Genomic DNA, 15,199 nt, shown 5'->3' with positions numbered 1-15,199 from the left:
GAGGTGCTCACGCCGCGGGTGATTCCACGTCTCGAGGCGTTGGCAGGCCGGAGCTCGTCGAGCTGGGCCCGGCGGATCGCCGTCGTGCTCTCGAGCACGGAGATGCTTCGACGCGCAGGTTTGCGACTCGCACGCGCGCCCGCTCGTCGCGTGCGAGGCAGCGAGCGACGGGGGCGCGCAGGAGATTCAGTGAGAGGCCGCCCGACCAAGGCGGTGGTGAACAATACGGGATTTGAACCCGCGACCTTTTGATCTCAAATCAAATGCCCTACCAAACTGGGCGAAGTGCTCTTGCCTCGGCCCACGTGGCGGCCTCTCGCCCGCGAGCGTAGCCCCGAGGCCGCCATCTTCACAAGCACCCCGACGCTTGGCTCGCCGTCGCGCGTGGCCTACCCTGGCGGGGCCATGAAGCTCCATCGACTCGCACTCTCCGTCTCGCTCGTCTGCGCCCTGGGGTCCATCGCAACCACCGCAGAGGCAGCCAGGGTCGCGCCGAAGGGCAAGGTCCGCGTCCACCTCGACACCGAGGTGCTGTCGTGGACGCACGGTCGTCCGTACTACGACCCCGGCGAGGCCCCCGACCCGAGGAACCCGCGCTGGAACGTCATCGGCTTCGGCGCCGGTCGCCCGGTCACGATCGACGGCAACCCGCTCGGCGGAGCGTCCGTGATCGCGCTCGGCGTCGGCTACGGCATCCATCGCCACCTGATCCTCGGCGCGCGCTTCGGCATGAACCTGAGTCACTCGTTCGACCGCAACGACGATCTCGACGACGACTCCAACGACAACTCGCAGACGTCGTTCGTCGGCACGTTCACGCCGTACCTCGAGATCCTGCCGATCGCCGAGGGCCCGGTCCTGCCGTTCATCCTCGTCCGCACCGGCTTCACCGGCGCGACGCTGACGAGCAACGACGGCCCCACCTGGACCCGCATCGGCTCGATGGCGCCGCTCCTGGGCGTCGGCTTCGGCGCCCACGCGTTCGTCACGCAGTACTTCTCGGTCGACTTCGGCCTGACGTTCGACTACCGGTGGGTCCACGGGATCGGCCGCGTCGGCGGTGCCGGCGTGCCGCCCGGGCCGGCTCCGGTGTGGGGCCGCACCGGGCAGTCGTTCACGCTGGCGGCGACGATCGGCCTCTCGACCTGGTTCTGAGCCGCGCCCAAGCCGCGCGCGCCGGGCACTTCAGGCCCGGTGTGCGCGAGGCCTGCGCTCGCCGGCTTCCATGTCGCCTGCGACAGGATGACTGGTGATTTCGAACAGGTCTGAAGGGACATGGGAGGAGAGCTCCGAGCGGGCCCATGACGTCGCGCGCCGGGATCCTCCAGGTCCGGTGCGGAGGCGCTCGCCGGCTTCCATGTCGCATGCGAGGCGAGGGGTGGCGATTTTGAACATGTCTGAAGAGACATGGGCGATAGAGCATGCTGGATAGGACATGTCCATGAGGACATGCACTTCGGGCGCGGCGTCGTCGCCGGTCGGCTCACTCGCTGCGGGCGGGGCCGTGGAGGGCTCGGCGCAGCAGGGCCTCGGCGGGGCCCTGGCGGCCGCGGCGGCGCGCGAGGTCGGCGAGCACGACGGTCAGCGCCCAGACGCCGAAGCCCGCCGCCGCGGCGGTCAGCGGCCGGAACTGGCCGCCGAGGCCGGCCCAGTAGGGCTCGAAGAGCAGCTGCCAGGCGAGCGACTGCGCCAGGTAGCAGCTCAGGGAGCGCTGACCGCAGGCGACCAGCGCGGTGACGACGAGGCCGCGGCGCTCGCCGAGCCGCGCCGCCGCGAGGGCGACCAGGGCCGCGTAGCCGAAGCCGCCGGCGTAACCGGTCAGGGTGTGCAGGGCGGTGGCGGCGATCTGCGGCGCCGCGCCGTCGCCCCACCGGCCGGCGTGCACTGCGACCAGCGGCAGCGCGCCGACGACGGCCACGGCGATGCCGGCGAGGGCGGTGCGGCGCAGCGCCGGCAGGTGCTGCTCGGGTCGCTCGAGCAGGCGACGCCGGGCGGCCCAGATCCCGACCAGGAACGGTCCGGCGGCCATCACTGCGAACAGCGGGGTGGTGGCGAGCCAGCCGAGCACGCGGAACGCGGCCGACAGCAGCGGTCCCGGCAGCGACTCCGCGTCCGCGCCGGCGGGGATCAGGCGGGCGGCGCCGCCGAAAGCCAGCGCGCCGGCGACGAACCACGCGCCGGCCGCCGCCAGCAGCGATCGATCGGGGCTGCGCAAGGCGGCGATCAGGAGCACCGACAGGAGGCCGTAGGCGCCGAGGATGTCGCCGTGGAACAGCAGCAGGGCGTGCCCGAAGCCGAACACGAGCAACCAGCGGCCGCGTCGGCGCAGGCGCTCGCGGGCCGCGAGCCAGTCGGCGCCGGCCCGGACGTGACGCGCCAGCAGCTGGGCCATGCCGTAGCCGAACAGCGCGGCGAACATGGGATAGCCGCGGCCATCCACGAAGGCGGTGTGGAGGGCGGCCACGGCCTGGTCGGTGGGGCCGGTGTCGGGACCGCTCAGGACCCGCGCGTGGGCCAGGGCGATGACGAGGAGCATGACGCCGCGGGCGAGGTCGGGCGCCAGGGCGCGGGCGGCGAGCGGCGGCGCTTCGGGTGAATCGGCTGGAAAGACGGACATTTGCGTGAGCCTCCCGAGGATTGGCTACGCAATCGTATCTAACAGTTGTTATTTAAGCTACGGAGACGTATCTTAATCGAAGGCGAACATGACGAAGGCGAGGACCGAGGCGCGGACGCGCAGGCGAGGGGGCGAGCTGTTGCGCAGCATCCACGCGGCCGTGCTGGCCGAGCTGGCGGAGGTCGGCCTGGGCCGGTTGACGATGGAGGGCATCGCCAGGCGGGCGGGGACGGCCAAGACGTCGCTGTACCGCCGCTGGGCCTCGCCGCACGACGTGCTCCTCGACGCGATCCACGACGAGCATCCGGAGGAGGCCGCCTCGCCCGCGGCCGACGATCTGCGCGGCGACCTGCTCCGCGCGCTGCAGCAGCTGGTCGCGTGGATGCAGACGCCGACGGCGGCCGCCGCGGCGGCGATCGTCGCCGAACGCAAGCGCTACCCCGAGCTGGCGGCCGCCCTCTACGAGCGGGTGTTCGACGCCCGGGGCGGCCGGTTCACCCTCACGGTGCTGCGCCATTACGCGGCCCACGGGCAGATCGACGCGCGGCGGATCACGCCGGTGGTGGCCGACATCGGCGAGGCGCTGGTGCTCAAGCACGCCCTCGACGCCGACGCGCCGCCGAGCGACGAGCAGCTGGCGGCGATCGTCGACGAGGCGATCCTGCCCGCGATCGGCCTCGGCCTGGACAGGCCCGTGACGGCGCGCTGACCACGTCTGCGTCGACGTCGCGTGCGCCTGCGAAGACGCTGCCGCGCTCGCAGGCGACGTCGGTCGAAGCCGGCATCGCGCGCGAGCGCGGTAGGTAGCGAAGCTGCTTGCTCATCCACGCGAGGGCGCGCTCGACCCGGCGGAGTCTGCTACCGGACCCGGCGCGTCATCACCAGGACGCCGGTCGACGGCTCAATCCCGGCATTCGTGGATGCACTTGCCGTAGAAGCACACGTCGCCGTACGCGCAGTCCTCGGCCTTGTAGCACTCCTTGACGGGCTCGCACTTGTAGTCGACGCACTTGTAGCCGTACTCGCAGTCCTCGTTGGTGTAGCACTCGTAGTCGGGCTCGCACTTGTAGTCGACGCACTTCTCACCGTACTCGCAGTCCTCGTTCTTGGTGCACTCGTAGTCGGGCTCGCACTTGTAGTCGACGCACTTGTAGCCGTACTCGCAGTCCTCGTTCTTGGTGCACTCGTAGTCGGGCTCGCACTTGTAGTCGACGCACTTGTAGCCGTACTCGCAGTCCTCGTTCTTGGTGCACTCGTAGTCGGGCTCGCACTTGTAGTCGACGCACTTGTAGCCGTACTCGCAGTCCTCGTTCTTGGTGCACTCGTAGTCGGGCTCGCACTTGTAGTCGACGCACTTGTAGCCGTACTCGCAGTCCTCGTTCTTGGTGCACTCGTAGTCGGGCTCGCACTTGTAGTCGACGCACTTGTAGCCGTACTCGCAGTCCTCGTTCTTGGTGCACTCGTAGTCGGGCTCGCACTTGTAGTCGACGCACTTGTAGCCGTACTCGCAGTCCTCGTTCTTGGTGCACTCGTAGTCGGGCTCGCACTTGTAGTCGACGCACTTGTAGCCGTACTCGCAGTCCTCGTTCTTGGTGCACTCGTAGTCGGGCTCGCACTTGTAGTCGACGCACTTGTAGCCGTACTCACAGTCCTCGTTCTTGGTGCACTCGTAGTCGGGTTCGCACTTGTAGTCGACGCACTTGTAGCCGTACTCGCAGTCCTCGTTCTTGGTGCACTCGTAGTCGGGCTCGCACTTGTAGTCGACGCACTTGTAGCCGTACTCGCAGTCCTCGTTCTTGGTGCACTCGTAGTCGGGCTCGCACTTGTAGTCGACGCACTTGTAGCCGTACTCGCAGTCCTCGTTCTTGGTGCACTCGTAGTCGGGCTCGCACTTGTAGTCGACGCACTTCTCGCCGTACTCGCAGTCCTCGTTCTTGGTGCACTCGTAGTCGGGCTCGCACTTGTAGTCGACGCACTTCTCGCCGTACTCGCAGTCCTCGTTCTTATAGCACTCGTAGTCCGGCTCGCACTTGTAGTCGACGCATTTCTCGCCGTACTCGCAATCTTCGTTCTTGTAGCATTCCTTGGGGTCGGGCGGATCGTAATCGCACGTCGGCTCGACGAAGGGGATCGCGAACGCGACGGTCACCGACGCGAGGAGGATACTCGTCTGATTGAATAGCATGGTGTTCTTCTCGGCTTCCTTCAGCTCGGGCGCCGCGCCGCCTACGAGCGGTCGGCGTCGTCGTCGCCAAGTCTGATGGGAGGCGCCGCGCGAGCAACGCGGTGGCGATGACCCCGACCACAGTCGCGGCCCGCCGCCGAGCCGCCCCTCCGCCGCTCACCAACCCGCACCAGAACGTCGATTGCGACGACCTTCGGCGAGTCCTCGCACCGCGGCCGCGAAGGCGACTACGGCCATTCGTCGAGCCGGGCCAACGCCAGGCAAACGGCGATTCCGGCGCTATCGAGGTGTCCTCGCCGGAATCGAGCAGTGGGTCACACAGAGCCCCGGAGAGGGGCGTAGGTCCGAGACTGACCGGCGACCACCCCGGGAGATCCACGGGGGCGTGCCGGGCGCCAGGGTAAACCGACGATCCACGGCGTTCTGGCGTTTAAGGAGATTCCTGATATGTAAATGGGTAAAAGTATGACGTAGAGCAACTTCGCCGAGTCCGGCGCACGTGCATGCATTGCGGACCCGCGTTCAGATCGCCGAGGCGCGGCGGGGGTCGATGCATTCCGCGCGTTTCCGCGGGCGGGCAATGGTGGCACCCCGCGGCTCCGGCATGTCCGATCGGACATGCTCGAAAGGCCCGCTCACTCCTTGAAGTAGAGCGTCGCCGAGGGCATGCCGGCGACCGGCTCCTCGCCGTTGCGGGCGTCGACGTTGCGGCTGGTGATGCCGGGGGGCCGGTGCAGCGGCAGGTTCTCGTGCGGGATCCCGGCGACCACCCCGGCCATGAACTGCGTCCACATGGGCGTCGCCGTGGTGTAGCTGGCGTCCTCGTCGCCGAGCGAGCGCTCGTAGGTGTCGTCGCCCATCCACGCCGCGGTCATGTGGCGCGAGGTGAAGCCGACGAACCAGGTGTCGGTGGTATAGGCGTTCTTCGACGCGGTGCCCGACTTGCCGCCGGCGGGGACGCCGATCTGCGAGGCGCGGCCGCCGATGCCCGCGGTCACGACCTCGCGCATGAGGCGGGTGATGAGGAACGCGGTGCGGTCGTCGACCACCTGGCGCGGGCCGTGGACGGCGACGGCGGCCATGCGGTCGAGACGGCCGGCGACGTCGAGGCCGGCGTCGAGCGGGTGGCGCTGGTCGAGCAGGGTCTGGCCGCGCTTGTCGATGACGCGGCGGAGGTAGACCGGATCGATCCACGAGCCGCCGCGGACGAAGATCGAGAAGGCGCGCGACAGCTCGTCGGTGCGCACGCACGAGGCGCCCAGCGAGAGGGCGCGGTCGGCGATGAGCTCGGTGGTGAAGCCGAGCCGGCGCGCCCACGCGACCACCTTGTCGGCGCCGAGGCTGACGAACAGGCGGATCGACGGCAGGTTGAGCGACTTGATCAGCGCGGTGCGCAGGAGGACCTTGCCGTCGAGCGTCTGGCCGATGTTCTGCGGGTTCCACATCTCGCCCGGCTCGGGGACGTAGGGCTTGTCCTCGAGCACCGTGCCCATGGTGTACTGGCCGCCGTCGAGCGCGAGCGCGTAGTAGATGGCCTTGAAGACGCTGCCCGGCTGGCGGCAGGCCTGGGTGGTCCGGTTGAACTGCGAGCGGTCGTAGTCGAGCCCGCCCTCCATCGCCTCGACCTCGCCGGTGTCGTGCGCCATGGTGTAGATGGCGGCCTCGACCCGCGGCAGCTGACCGAGCTCGACCAGCAAGAGGCCGGTGGCCTCGTCGGGCGGCTCGAGCGCGGCTGTCCCGGCGGACATGTCCCCGGATTCATTCGCGGCGCTCTCGGCGGCGGCCGCCTCGTCGTCGATCTCGGCGATCACGCTGCGCCGCTTCTGCGCCGGCCGCACCCACACGACGTCGCCGGCCTCGATCGCCTCGTCGACGCGCGTGATCTTGACGTCGTTGACGCCGGTGTTGCGATCGTACCGCGAGGCCCAGGCCATCTTCTTCAGCGGCAGCAAGGCCTCGGCCGCGCCGACGCGGACCTTGGCCTGCTTGGCGTTGACCTCGGTGACCAGCGCGAGCCGCCAGCGCGGCGGATCGGCGGTCATGGCGTCGCCGCCGTACTCGCCGCCGGTGCGCTCGAGGAAGGTGGCGCGAGCTGTCTCGTCGGACAGGTGCGCGACCGGGCCGCGCCAGCCCTGCCGGCGATCGATGCGACGCAGCGCCGAGTCGATCGCGGCGTGGGCCTGGGCGCCCATCTCGATGTTGGCGGCGGTCTCGATCTGCAGGCCGTCCTGCAGCACCGCGGCCTCACCGAAGCGGATCCCGGCCTCGCGCCGCACGTGCTCGGCGTAGTAGGGGGCGCGCAGGCGGAACACGTCGGGCGGCGGCGCGGCCAGCTTGAGCGGCTCGTCGTCGGCGGCGTCGCGCTCGGCCGGGGTGATCGCGCCGGCCTCGACCATGTCCTGCAGGACGACGGAGCGCCGCTTGAGCGCGCGCTCCGGGCTGGCGATCGGGCTGTAGCGCGAGGGGGCGCGCGCGAGGCCGGCGATCAGCGCCGCCTCGGCGAGGGTGAGCTCGTGCAGCTCCTTGCCGAAGTAACGGCTGGCCGCGGCGGCGACGCCGTAGGCGCCGTGGCCGAGGAAGATCTTGTTGAGGTAGATCTCGAGGATCCGCCACTTGCCGAGGCGGCCCTCGATCCGCAGCGAGAGCAGGGCCTCGCGCAGCTTGCGGTCGAGGGTGCGCTCGTCGCTGAGGAAGCCCTTGGCGACCTGCTGGGTGATCGTGCTGCCGCCCTGGATGACGGTGCCCGAGCGCAGGTTGGCGAGAGTGGCGCGCGCCAGGCCGCGCCAGTCGAGGCCGGCGTGGGTGAAGAAGCGGCGATCCTCGACCGAGAGGAAGGCCTGGATCAGGCGGTCGGGGATCTCGTCGATCGGCGCGTAGGCCCGGTGCTCGCGCGCGAGCTCGGCGAGGACGCTGCCGTCGGCCGCGTAGATCCGCGTGACGCCGGGCGCGAGCGCGTCGTAGCGCTCGACGTCGGCGATGTCGGGCAGGGCGGCGTCATAGGCCCGATAGACCCGCACGCCGACGTAGCCCAGAGCCACGGTGATGCACGCGGCCGCGAACACGTAGTAGCGCACGAGCCAGCCGAACAGGCCGGCGCGGGCCGGATTGACGACCCAAAGCCGCGAACCGGCAGCGAGCGGCGACGGCCCTGCGGGCCCCGAGCGCCGCGCTGGAGGCGGCGGCGGAGGGCCAGGAGGGGCTGCCCCTTCGGATCCGGGTCGCGAAGGGGCAGCGTCGGCGGCAGCGGTGCCGGCGGGTAGGGCGGGCGGCTGTGATCCCGACTGCACTCAGTCGGCGCCGGGATCGGCGGGCCCGCCGCCGTCGATGTTCGGATCGTCCGAGTAGCTCTTGAGCGCCTTGAGCGCCCGAGTCTCGGCCTTGGACATCTCTTCGAGGCGCGCCTTGACCTTGGCGAACAGCGAGCCGGCGACCAGCTTGGCGTTGTTCTCCGGGTTCAGGCCGACGACATAGCCGTAGATCTGCGTGTCCGCGGACAGCGGCAGGACCTGGCCCTCTTCGCTGCCCTTGGCGGCGACGGAGAACTCCTGGTTGACCGCGTCGCGCACCTTGTAGCCGCTGGCCTCGCCCTCCTTGCCGTCGGCGCACGGGGCCTCGCCACACATCGCCTCGCCGCGCTCGACCAGCACGGCGCTGCCGTCCTTCTTGAACTTGATGGCGAACAGCCGCGGGCCGCCCGTCTCGGTCAGCGCCTTGGCGTTGCCGGCGACGAAGTTGACCAGGTAGCCGAGGTCGAGCCGCAGGCCGTTGGCCTCCTCGTAGAGGTCGAAGGTGCGACGGATGCCCTCGGGCCCGATGCCCCCGAGCTGCCAGCCGAACAGGTCGTCGACCTTGGGGCTCTTCTCGAAGTTGGTCTTGAGGAGGTTGGCCAGCTCCTCGGCGCCCTTGGCCGGATCGGTCGAGACCAGCTTCTGCAGCTCGTCGATCTTGAGCGAGATGCCCTTGCGCATGTCCGAGACCTTGGTGGCCTCGTTGAACATGTCGCCGCCCTTCTTCTGGGCCACGGCCTTGACCTCGCCCTTGGAGGTGATCTGATGGCCGATCCAGCCGAGCGCGACGCCGAAGGCCAGCGCGGCGCCGGCGGCGAGGATCACGAGGCCGCGGTTGCCCTTGGTCTGGACCTCGCCGGCGTCGATGAGGCCGGCGCTCGGATCGAACGAGCCGGCGGTGCTGCCGAACGGCGTGCCGTCGTCGATCGCCTTGCGCGGCGCAGGCACGGCGGCCGCGACGGGCTGGGCGACCGGAGCGGGCTGCGGCGGCGCGGAGACCTCGCCCGGGGCAGGGATGTCGATCGGCGCGGCGACCTCACCCGGCGGGGGAATGTCGATCGGCGCGGACTCTCCCGGCGGCGGAAGATCGGCCGGCGAGGGCGCCTTCTTGAACGGCGGGCGGGCCGGCGGAGCCGCCTTCGGCGCGGCCGGAGCGGCTGCCGCCGGAGCGGCTGCCGCCGGCGCTGCCGGCTCGGCGGGAGCCGCGTCCGTCTTCTTGGCGAGGCGCGCCTTGAGGGCGCTGAGGTCGGTTCCTGGTTTCTTGGGTGCGTTCAAGGCCGGATCCCCTTGGTGGTCACGCTACAGGCCCGATGGGCCGGGAAGAGCAGAAGCAGGCCGGTGGGCCGTGGCCCGGAAGGGCCGTGAAGAGGGCAGGCCCTGGAGGGCCGTGAAGGCGCATATCGCCAGCGTGCCGAAGTGATACGCCAGAGATGTTGCCCGCGAGGATAGAGACAAGGCAAAGCAGCGTCAATGCTCCTCTGGGGGCACGGGACCGCGTTCTACCGAACTTTTCCTGCGCGCGCGAGCCCGTGGACGCCAATCGCGGACAAAAACGTGGGCACACGTGAGCGGATCTCGCCGCGGCTCATACGGCGTTCATTCGACCTCGACGCGCGCCGGACCACCCTCCGGCCACTGCAAAGTCCGTCCGAGCTCGGCGAGCGCCCGAGGCGAGAGGGCGACCGCGAGGACCTGCGGTTGCGGGTCGGTCATCGGCACCAGCTCGCCCTCGATGCGGACGACGCCGCCCCCCGGATCGACCGTGGGCGCCAACAAGGTGACGGCAAAGGCGCCGTGGCCCGCGCGCGTGGTGCCGCGACGGGCGCTCGGCTGCGAGGCCCAGCTCGAGAGATCGGCGATCACCCGCGGGGCGAGGAGACAGCCGCCGATGGTCGCCAGCGGCGAACCCGGGCGGTGGATGGCGCGCGGCCGCAGCGGGGCGCCGAGGAGCGGGGCGATCCGGGCCAGCAAGTTGCGCCCGCGATCCCGCATCGCGGGGTTGAGGCCCGGGCTCAAGAGGTCGAGGAGGTGCACGAGCAGGCCGGTCGGCGCGACGCTCAGCGTGTGCACGAGGGCCCAGCCGTGCGCGGTCGAGAGGCCGAGGAGGGCCCGTCGCACGGTGTGCACGGAGGAGATCAGGCGCGCGCTGCCGTGATCCTCGACGTCGTGGGACTGGCCGCGGACGCGGCGGCGGCTGCGGCGGTCGAGGCCGTGGGTGTCACCCTGGTCGCGTTGCAGGAGCCGCAGCGGCGAGAACTCCTCGACGGGCTCGTCGCCGCCGACGCGCGTGCCACGGGGCAACAGTGCAGTGTCCCAGAAGTTCGGGCTGGCAGTGGGCGAGGGGATGGGCGCCAGAGGATCGCGCATACAGGTAGGATGCCAAGCCCCGGCGAGCGGCCCAAAAAAGCGGCGAATCAGGGCGGCGGATCCGGCCGCTCGAGCGCGATCGCTCCAGCCGCGCGACCGCCCGAGAATTTGAGCGCGCCTGCGGGGACCGCTATAGCGGGGGCGTGCTCGCTCATGATGTGTCTGAAGGGGCAGGTGCCGGCGCGGCCGCGGTGAAGACGGGGCTCGATCGCCTGGCCGACGGCGACGGCCCGCGGCTGCGCGACGTGCCGGTGGCGCTCCTCTGCCATCCGGCGTCGGTGACGGCGCAGCTCGAGCACGCGACGGCGGTGATGGCCCGGATCGGGGCGCGCGTGGTCAGCTTGCTGGGCCCCGAGCACGGGCTCGACGCGGCGGCCCAGGACATGGAGGTGGTGTCCGGCGAGGCGCCGCGGGCGACCGTCCCGGCCTACAGCCTCTACGGCGAGACTTTCGCCAGCCTGAGCCCGACGCCGGAGATGTTCCACGGCGCGGCCTGGCTGGTGATCGATCTGCAGGACATCGGCAGCCGCTACTACACGTACGTGTGGACGGCGGTGCTGGCCGCCGAAGTGGCGCTGCAGGCGGGCCTGCGGGTGCTGATCCTCGACCGGCCGAACCCGATCGGGGGGACGCCGGACCAAGTCGAGGGCGGGGCGATCGCGCCCAACGAGGAGAGCTTCGTCGGGCTGCACGACGTGGCGGTGCGCCACGGGATGACGCTCGGCGAGCTGGCGCGCATGACGATCCTCGAGCGCGGGCGCGCCGACGCGGAGCGGCTCGAGGTGCTGCGCTCCGCCGGCTGGACGCGCTCGATGCTGTTCTTCGAGACAGGTCTGCCGTGGGTCCTGCCGTCGCCCAACATGCCGACGATGGGCGCGGCGCTGGTGTACCCGGGGCAGTGCCTGCTCGAGGGGACGAACCTCAGCGAGGGGCGCGGGACGACCCGCCCGTTCGAGATCTTCGGCGCACCCTGGCTCGAGGGACAGGCGCTCGCGGCCGCGCTGCTGGCCGACGACGCGGCGCTCCCGGGGCTGCAGGTGCGGCCGCTCGGGTTCAAGCCGATGTTCCAGAAGTTCGGCGGGCGCCGCTGCGGAGGGGTGCAGCTGCACATCCGCGAGCCAGCGGCGGTCCGCTCGCTGCGCACGACGTGGGCGGTGCTGCGCGCGACCTGGCGCTTGGGACAGGGGGCGATGCGCTGGCGCACGGAGCCGTACGAGTTCGTGGCCGATCGCCCGGCGATCGACCTGCTGGCCGGAGGTCCGTGGCTGCGCGAGGCGATCGAGTCGCAGACGTCGCTGGCCGAGATGGCGGCCAGCCAGGAACCGGCGCGCGCGGCGTTCGTGGTCCGGCGCCGCCAGTTCTTGCTGTACCCGGAGTGAGCGGCGCGCGGTGATGCCGGCGGTGACGAGGTCGCCGCCAGCGTTGGTTGGATCCGGAGTGAATGCCGCGCGCGATGCTGCGAGTGCGCATCGTGACGAAGCTTGCGGGTCCCGGAGCGAGTGGCGTGCGGCGGTGCTGCGAGCGCGCGTGTGGTGGCGGCGAGGCGGCAGTCGGAGGGGAGCGCGACGACTCGTTGAGCGCTGCGTTCACGGACGCTGCGGGCGCGCGCGACGCGGGCGTCGTACCGGGTGACGGCGGTGAGCGGCCGCGCCTGCGCGGCGCGGGCGGCAACTTGCCCGGGCGCGTGAAGGCTGGGACGATCGCAAGCGCATGGAGCGACCCGTCCTCGCCGTCCTCGGCGGCAGCTTCGATCCGCCGCACCTCGGACACGCGCTGATCCCGACCTACCTGCTGGCGCGCGGGCTCGCGGACCGCGTGCTGGTGGCGCCCTGCTGGTCGCACCCGTTCGCCAAGCAGATGATGCCGTTCGCCGATCGCCTGGCGCTGACGCGGCTGGCGATGGCCTCGCAGGCCGAGACGGTCGAGGTGAGCGACGTCGAGGCGCGGCTGGCGGCGCGCCGCGGCGGCGAGGGACCGAGCTACAGCTACGACCTGCTGCGCGCGGTGGCCGAGGAGCACCCGGGCTTCGCGGTGCGGCTGGTGGTCGGCTCGGACATCGTCGTTCGCGGCGAGCTGCAGCGCTGGCACCGGGCCGCCGAGATCGCGGCGGAGTTCTCGCCGATCGTGGTGCCGCGGGTCGGGTTCGCCGACGCGGATGACTGCGCGCTGCCGGAGATCAGCAGCACGGCGGTGCGCGAGTGGCTGGCCGCGGGCGACGATCCTGCCGCGCAGGAGGCCCTGACGATGGCGGTCCCGGCCGCGGTGCTGCGCCGCCTCCGCGCCGGTCACGTCGGCCACGTGTGGCTGATCGGCCGCGGCAACGTGTCGGCCCACGCGGAGCCGTGGCTGCGCGAGCGCGGGTGGTCGACGGCGCTCGGGTCGGCGCGCGGGCTGGTCGATGGGACAGGTGATCTGCCCGAAGGGACACCCGATGCGATCTGGCTGCTGGGACAGGATCGCTGGCTCGCGGCGGCGGCCACGGCGCTGGTGGCTCGCGGGGCGCCGCGCGTGCCGGTGCTGCACGCGGCCGGCGCGGTGGTCGCCCGCGAGGGTCTGGCGGCCGCGGCCGCGGCCGGGTGCCCGGTGGGGACGCTGCACCCGATCTGCAGCCTGCGCCGCGAGCGACCGCAGAGCCGCCTGGGGTCGTGCGTGTTCGGCGTGGAGGGCGATCCGGCGGCGCGCGCGGTGGCGCTGCGGTGGATCGGTCCGCAGGCGCACCTCGATCTGCAGGAGCTGAACTCGGAGCAGCGCACGCGCTACCACGCGGCCTGCGCGCTGGCCGGCAATCACCTGGCCGTGCTGGCCGAGCGATCGACCGAGGCGATGCGCTCGCTCGGGCTGCCGGGGCCGCTCGCAAGCCGCGCGATCGGGGAGCTGCTCCGCTCGGCGCTCGAGAACTTGCTGGCGCTGGGGATCCCCCGCGGGGTGTCGGGGCCGGCGGCGCGCGGCGATCTGGCCGCCCTGAAGCGGCACGAGGCGGCCCTCGAAGGCCAAGCGTCCGCGCTGTACCGGGTCCTCAGCGCGCAGCTGGTCGAGCTGCTGCAGGGCGAGCTCGCGCGGGCGGAGGGTTGAGCGAGAGGGGGTCGAGCGCGACCCGGACGCGAGGTCTCGGCTCGCCCTGGCTCGCACTGCCGCAGATCGAGGCTCGAGCCGAGCCGCGCGCATCTCCGAGGGAGAGGGTCTCGGGCACGGCGTGGTAGGGCGAGGTTTCGGCGCGGAAGATGCCGCGGCTCGCTCCCAGACAGTGCTCGCAGGGGCCGAGCCGCGCGAGCTTCGAGCAGTGGTCTGGGTCGCGACGCGGGCCGGAGCCGGCGGCGGTTCGCTCGTGCCGGCGTGGAGCGGCTGCCCGGGGCGTCACCGGGCCGTCGGCGGCGCAGTGAGGATGTTCGGACATGTCTTGAAGAGCATATTCAAAAGGACATGTCTCGAAGGTCATGAAGAAGGTCAGCCCCGGCGCTGCCGGTCTGTCTCGTGGGACAGGTCGATGGCGGCGTCACGGGACGCCGACGGCGCTGAGGGCGAAGCCGGTCATGTCGCTGTAGGTGTAGGCGCCGACGAGGCCGCCGACGGTCTTGAAGCTGCCGTCCGCGGGATCGAGGCGGTAGGCCTCCGAGCCCTGCGACACGCCCCACACGTAGCCGTAGAAGTCGACGCTGATGCCGTGGATGTGTTGCGGCAGCGCGTAGGTCTGTTGGATCGCCAGGGTGGTGGTGTCGATCGCCACGATGCCGCCGGGCGTGGCCTTGTAGAGGGTGCCGTGGCCGTCCTCCATGCAGCCGCCGTACTCGCCGGCGAGGACGCGCTGCCAGGTCTCGGTCGCCGGGTCGAAGCGCGAGGCGTTGCCGGAGCAGGTCCACACGTAGCCCTGGGAGTCGACGGTGATGCCGTAGGCGCCGACCTCGAGGTCCCAGCTCCTGTGCTCGAGGGTGTCGTGGTCGACGAAGTGCAGCTTGGCCTGGCCGACCTGCGAGCCCCAGAAGTTGCCGTGCGCGTCGACGGCACCGCCGTAGATCCCGTAGGAGTCGACGTAGGCGTCGTCGATGGTGACCTTGGCCTCGATGGCGCCGGTGTCGCCGTCGAGGCGGAGGATGTCGACGGTGCCGGGGGTGTTCATGCCGGCGGTCCACAGCTTCTGCTCGCGGAAGGTGCACGCGTCCGGATCGAACACGCCCTGCGTCCAGGCGACCGGGCGCTGACTGACGTAGGTCATCGGCGTGTACCAGGCGACGCACTCTTCGACGCCCCACGGGAGGAAGTCGGGGCCGTCGGCGGTCTGGATCCCGGGCTCGCCGTTGCTGTCGGCGCAGCGCTCGGGCAAGGCGTAGATCTTGGTGATGCCGCCGTTGCGGTTGGCGACGGCGACGTCGCCCGAGAGGTTGACGGAGGTGCGCGAGGGGTTGCCCGCGGCGTCGGGCCGCACGACGTAGCGGCCGCGCTCCTTCAAGGTGACGGTGTCGATCTTCGACACGGTCCCCTGGGTGCTGTTGGCGATCCAGATGAAGGAGAGGCCGAGGTCGCCGTTGTGCAGGCCGCAGTCGGCCTCGCCGACGTCGAGCATGCCGACGTCGAAGCGCACGCCCTCGGTCGGGATGACCGTGATGCCGACCTCGCTGGCGGCGGTGCTGCTGGTGCGGCCGTCGCTGCCGACGTCCTGGACGTCGTCGGCGCCGCAGCCGAGGAGCAATCCGCACGCCGCCAGCTCGCGTCGCATATGGCCAGGATAGCGGCGGCGCGCCCGCCCGG

10 protein-coding genes and 1 tRNA gene are annotated in these 15,199 nt (G+C 71.2%); 4 read left to right on the top strand and 7 right to left on the bottom strand.

The features are described from left to right. Window positions 1-214: 214 nt before the first annotated feature. Window positions 215-291: transfer RNA gene (locus O0S08_RS23410), tRNA-Ser, on the bottom strand. A gap of 114 nt (window positions 292-405) precedes the next feature. Between O0S08_RS23410 and O0S08_RS23405 the strand changes: the two genes are divergently transcribed. After that, window positions 406-1,155, top strand: a complete 750-nt coding sequence (locus O0S08_RS23405) for a hypothetical protein (protein WP_269041449.1) — start codon at window positions 406-408, stop codon at window positions 1,153-1,155. A gap of 328 nt (window positions 1,156-1,483) precedes the next feature. On the opposite strand, the gene O0S08_RS23400 is transcribed toward O0S08_RS23405, so the two are convergent. Further along, the gene (locus tag O0S08_RS23400; protein ID WP_269041448.1) at window positions 1,484-2,617 is read right to left on the bottom strand and encodes a DUF418 domain-containing protein; all 1,134 of its coding nucleotides are present in this window, start codon (window positions 2,615-2,617) and stop codon (window positions 1,484-1,486) included. 88 nt (window positions 2,618-2,705) lie between these two features. On the opposite strand from O0S08_RS23400, the gene O0S08_RS23395 reads away from it, so the two are divergent. Then, window positions 2,706-3,326, top strand: coding sequence for a TetR/AcrR family transcriptional regulator (locus tag O0S08_RS23395; protein ID WP_269041447.1), 621 nt, complete (start codon window positions 2,706-2,708; stop codon window positions 3,324-3,326). Between the two features lie 192 nt (window positions 3,327-3,518). Here O0S08_RS23395 and O0S08_RS23390 read toward each other — a convergent pair whose 3' ends face one another. From O0S08_RS23390 to O0S08_RS23375, 4 genes are all read right to left on the bottom strand, one after another. Beyond that, window positions 3,519-4,802 carry a hypothetical protein gene (locus O0S08_RS23390; protein WP_269041446.1) on the bottom strand — a complete coding sequence of 428 codons (1,284 nt, stop codon included), beginning with the start codon at window positions 4,800-4,802 and terminating at the stop codon, window positions 3,519-3,521. 635 nt (window positions 4,803-5,437) lie between these two features. Beyond that, window positions 5,438-7,876 (bottom strand): penicillin-binding protein 1A, encoded by a 2,439-nt coding sequence (locus O0S08_RS23385; protein ID WP_269041445.1) that lies wholly within the window; start codon window positions 7,874-7,876, stop codon window positions 5,438-5,440. Between the two features lie 213 nt (window positions 7,877-8,089). Then, the gene (locus O0S08_RS23380) at window positions 8,090-9,364 is read right to left on the bottom strand and encodes a hypothetical protein (RefSeq protein ID WP_269041444.1); all 1,275 of its coding nucleotides are present in this window, start codon (window positions 9,362-9,364) and stop codon (window positions 8,090-8,092) included. Window positions 9,365-9,685: 321 nt separating this feature from the next. Further along, window positions 9,686-10,456 carry a hypothetical protein gene (locus O0S08_RS23375; RefSeq protein ID WP_269041443.1) on the bottom strand — a complete coding sequence of 257 codons (771 nt, stop codon included), beginning with the start codon at window positions 10,454-10,456 and terminating at the stop codon, window positions 9,686-9,688. A 143-nt stretch (window positions 10,457-10,599) separates the two neighbouring features. Here O0S08_RS23375 and O0S08_RS23370 point away from each other — a divergent pair, with 143 nt between their 5' ends. Next, window positions 10,600-11,835 (top strand): exo-beta-N-acetylmuramidase NamZ family protein, encoded by a 1,236-nt coding sequence (locus O0S08_RS23370; protein WP_269041442.1) that lies wholly within the window; start codon window positions 10,600-10,602, stop codon window positions 11,833-11,835. Between the two features lie 331 nt (window positions 11,836-12,166). Next, on the top strand, window positions 12,167-13,528 hold the full coding sequence (locus tag O0S08_RS23365) for a DUF2520 domain-containing protein (RefSeq protein WP_269041441.1): 1,362 nt from the start codon (window positions 12,167-12,169) through the stop codon (window positions 13,526-13,528). Between the two features lie 421 nt (window positions 13,529-13,949). Here the strand turns inward: O0S08_RS23365 and O0S08_RS23360 are convergent, their stop codons facing one another. Continuing rightward, window positions 13,950-15,167, bottom strand: coding sequence for an NHL repeat-containing protein (locus O0S08_RS23360; RefSeq protein WP_269041440.1), 1,218 nt, complete (start codon window positions 15,165-15,167; stop codon window positions 13,950-13,952). Between the last annotated feature and the right edge of the window lie 32 nt (window positions 15,168-15,199).

The sequence above is a fragment of the Nannocystis punicea genome, from assembly GCF_026965555.1.
Taxonomy (GTDB): domain Bacteria; phylum Myxococcota_A; class Polyangia; order Nannocystales; family Nannocystaceae; genus Nannocystis; species Nannocystis punicea.
This window is presented reverse-complemented; position numbering and strand designations above follow the sequence as displayed.

Excerpts from the sequence above, each read along its gene's own strand:
- O0S08_RS23400 (WP_269041448.1), bottom strand. The coding sequence starts at position 2,617 with ATGTCCGTCTTTCCAGCCGATTCACCCGAAGCGCCGCCGCTCGCCGCC.
- O0S08_RS23395 (WP_269041447.1), top strand. The coding sequence starts at position 2,706 with ATGACGAAGGCGAGGACCGAGGCGCGGACGCGCAGGCGAGGGGGCGAG.
- O0S08_RS23360 (WP_269041440.1), bottom strand. The coding sequence starts at position 15,167 with ATGCGACGCGAGCTGGCGGCGTGCGGATTGCTCCTCGGCTGCGGCGCC.
- O0S08_RS23405 (WP_269041449.1), top strand. The coding sequence starts at position 406 with ATGAAGCTCCATCGACTCGCACTCTCCGTCTCGCTCGTCTGCGCCCTG.
- O0S08_RS23375 (WP_269041443.1), bottom strand. The coding sequence starts at position 10,456 with ATGCGCGATCCTCTGGCGCCCATCCCCTCGCCCACTGCCAGCCCGAAC.
- O0S08_RS23390 (WP_269041446.1), bottom strand. The coding sequence starts at position 4,802 with ATGCTATTCAATCAGACGAGTATCCTCCTCGCGTCGGTGACCGTCGCG.
- O0S08_RS23365 (WP_269041441.1), top strand. The coding sequence starts at position 12,167 with ATGGAGCGACCCGTCCTCGCCGTCCTCGGCGGCAGCTTCGATCCGCCG.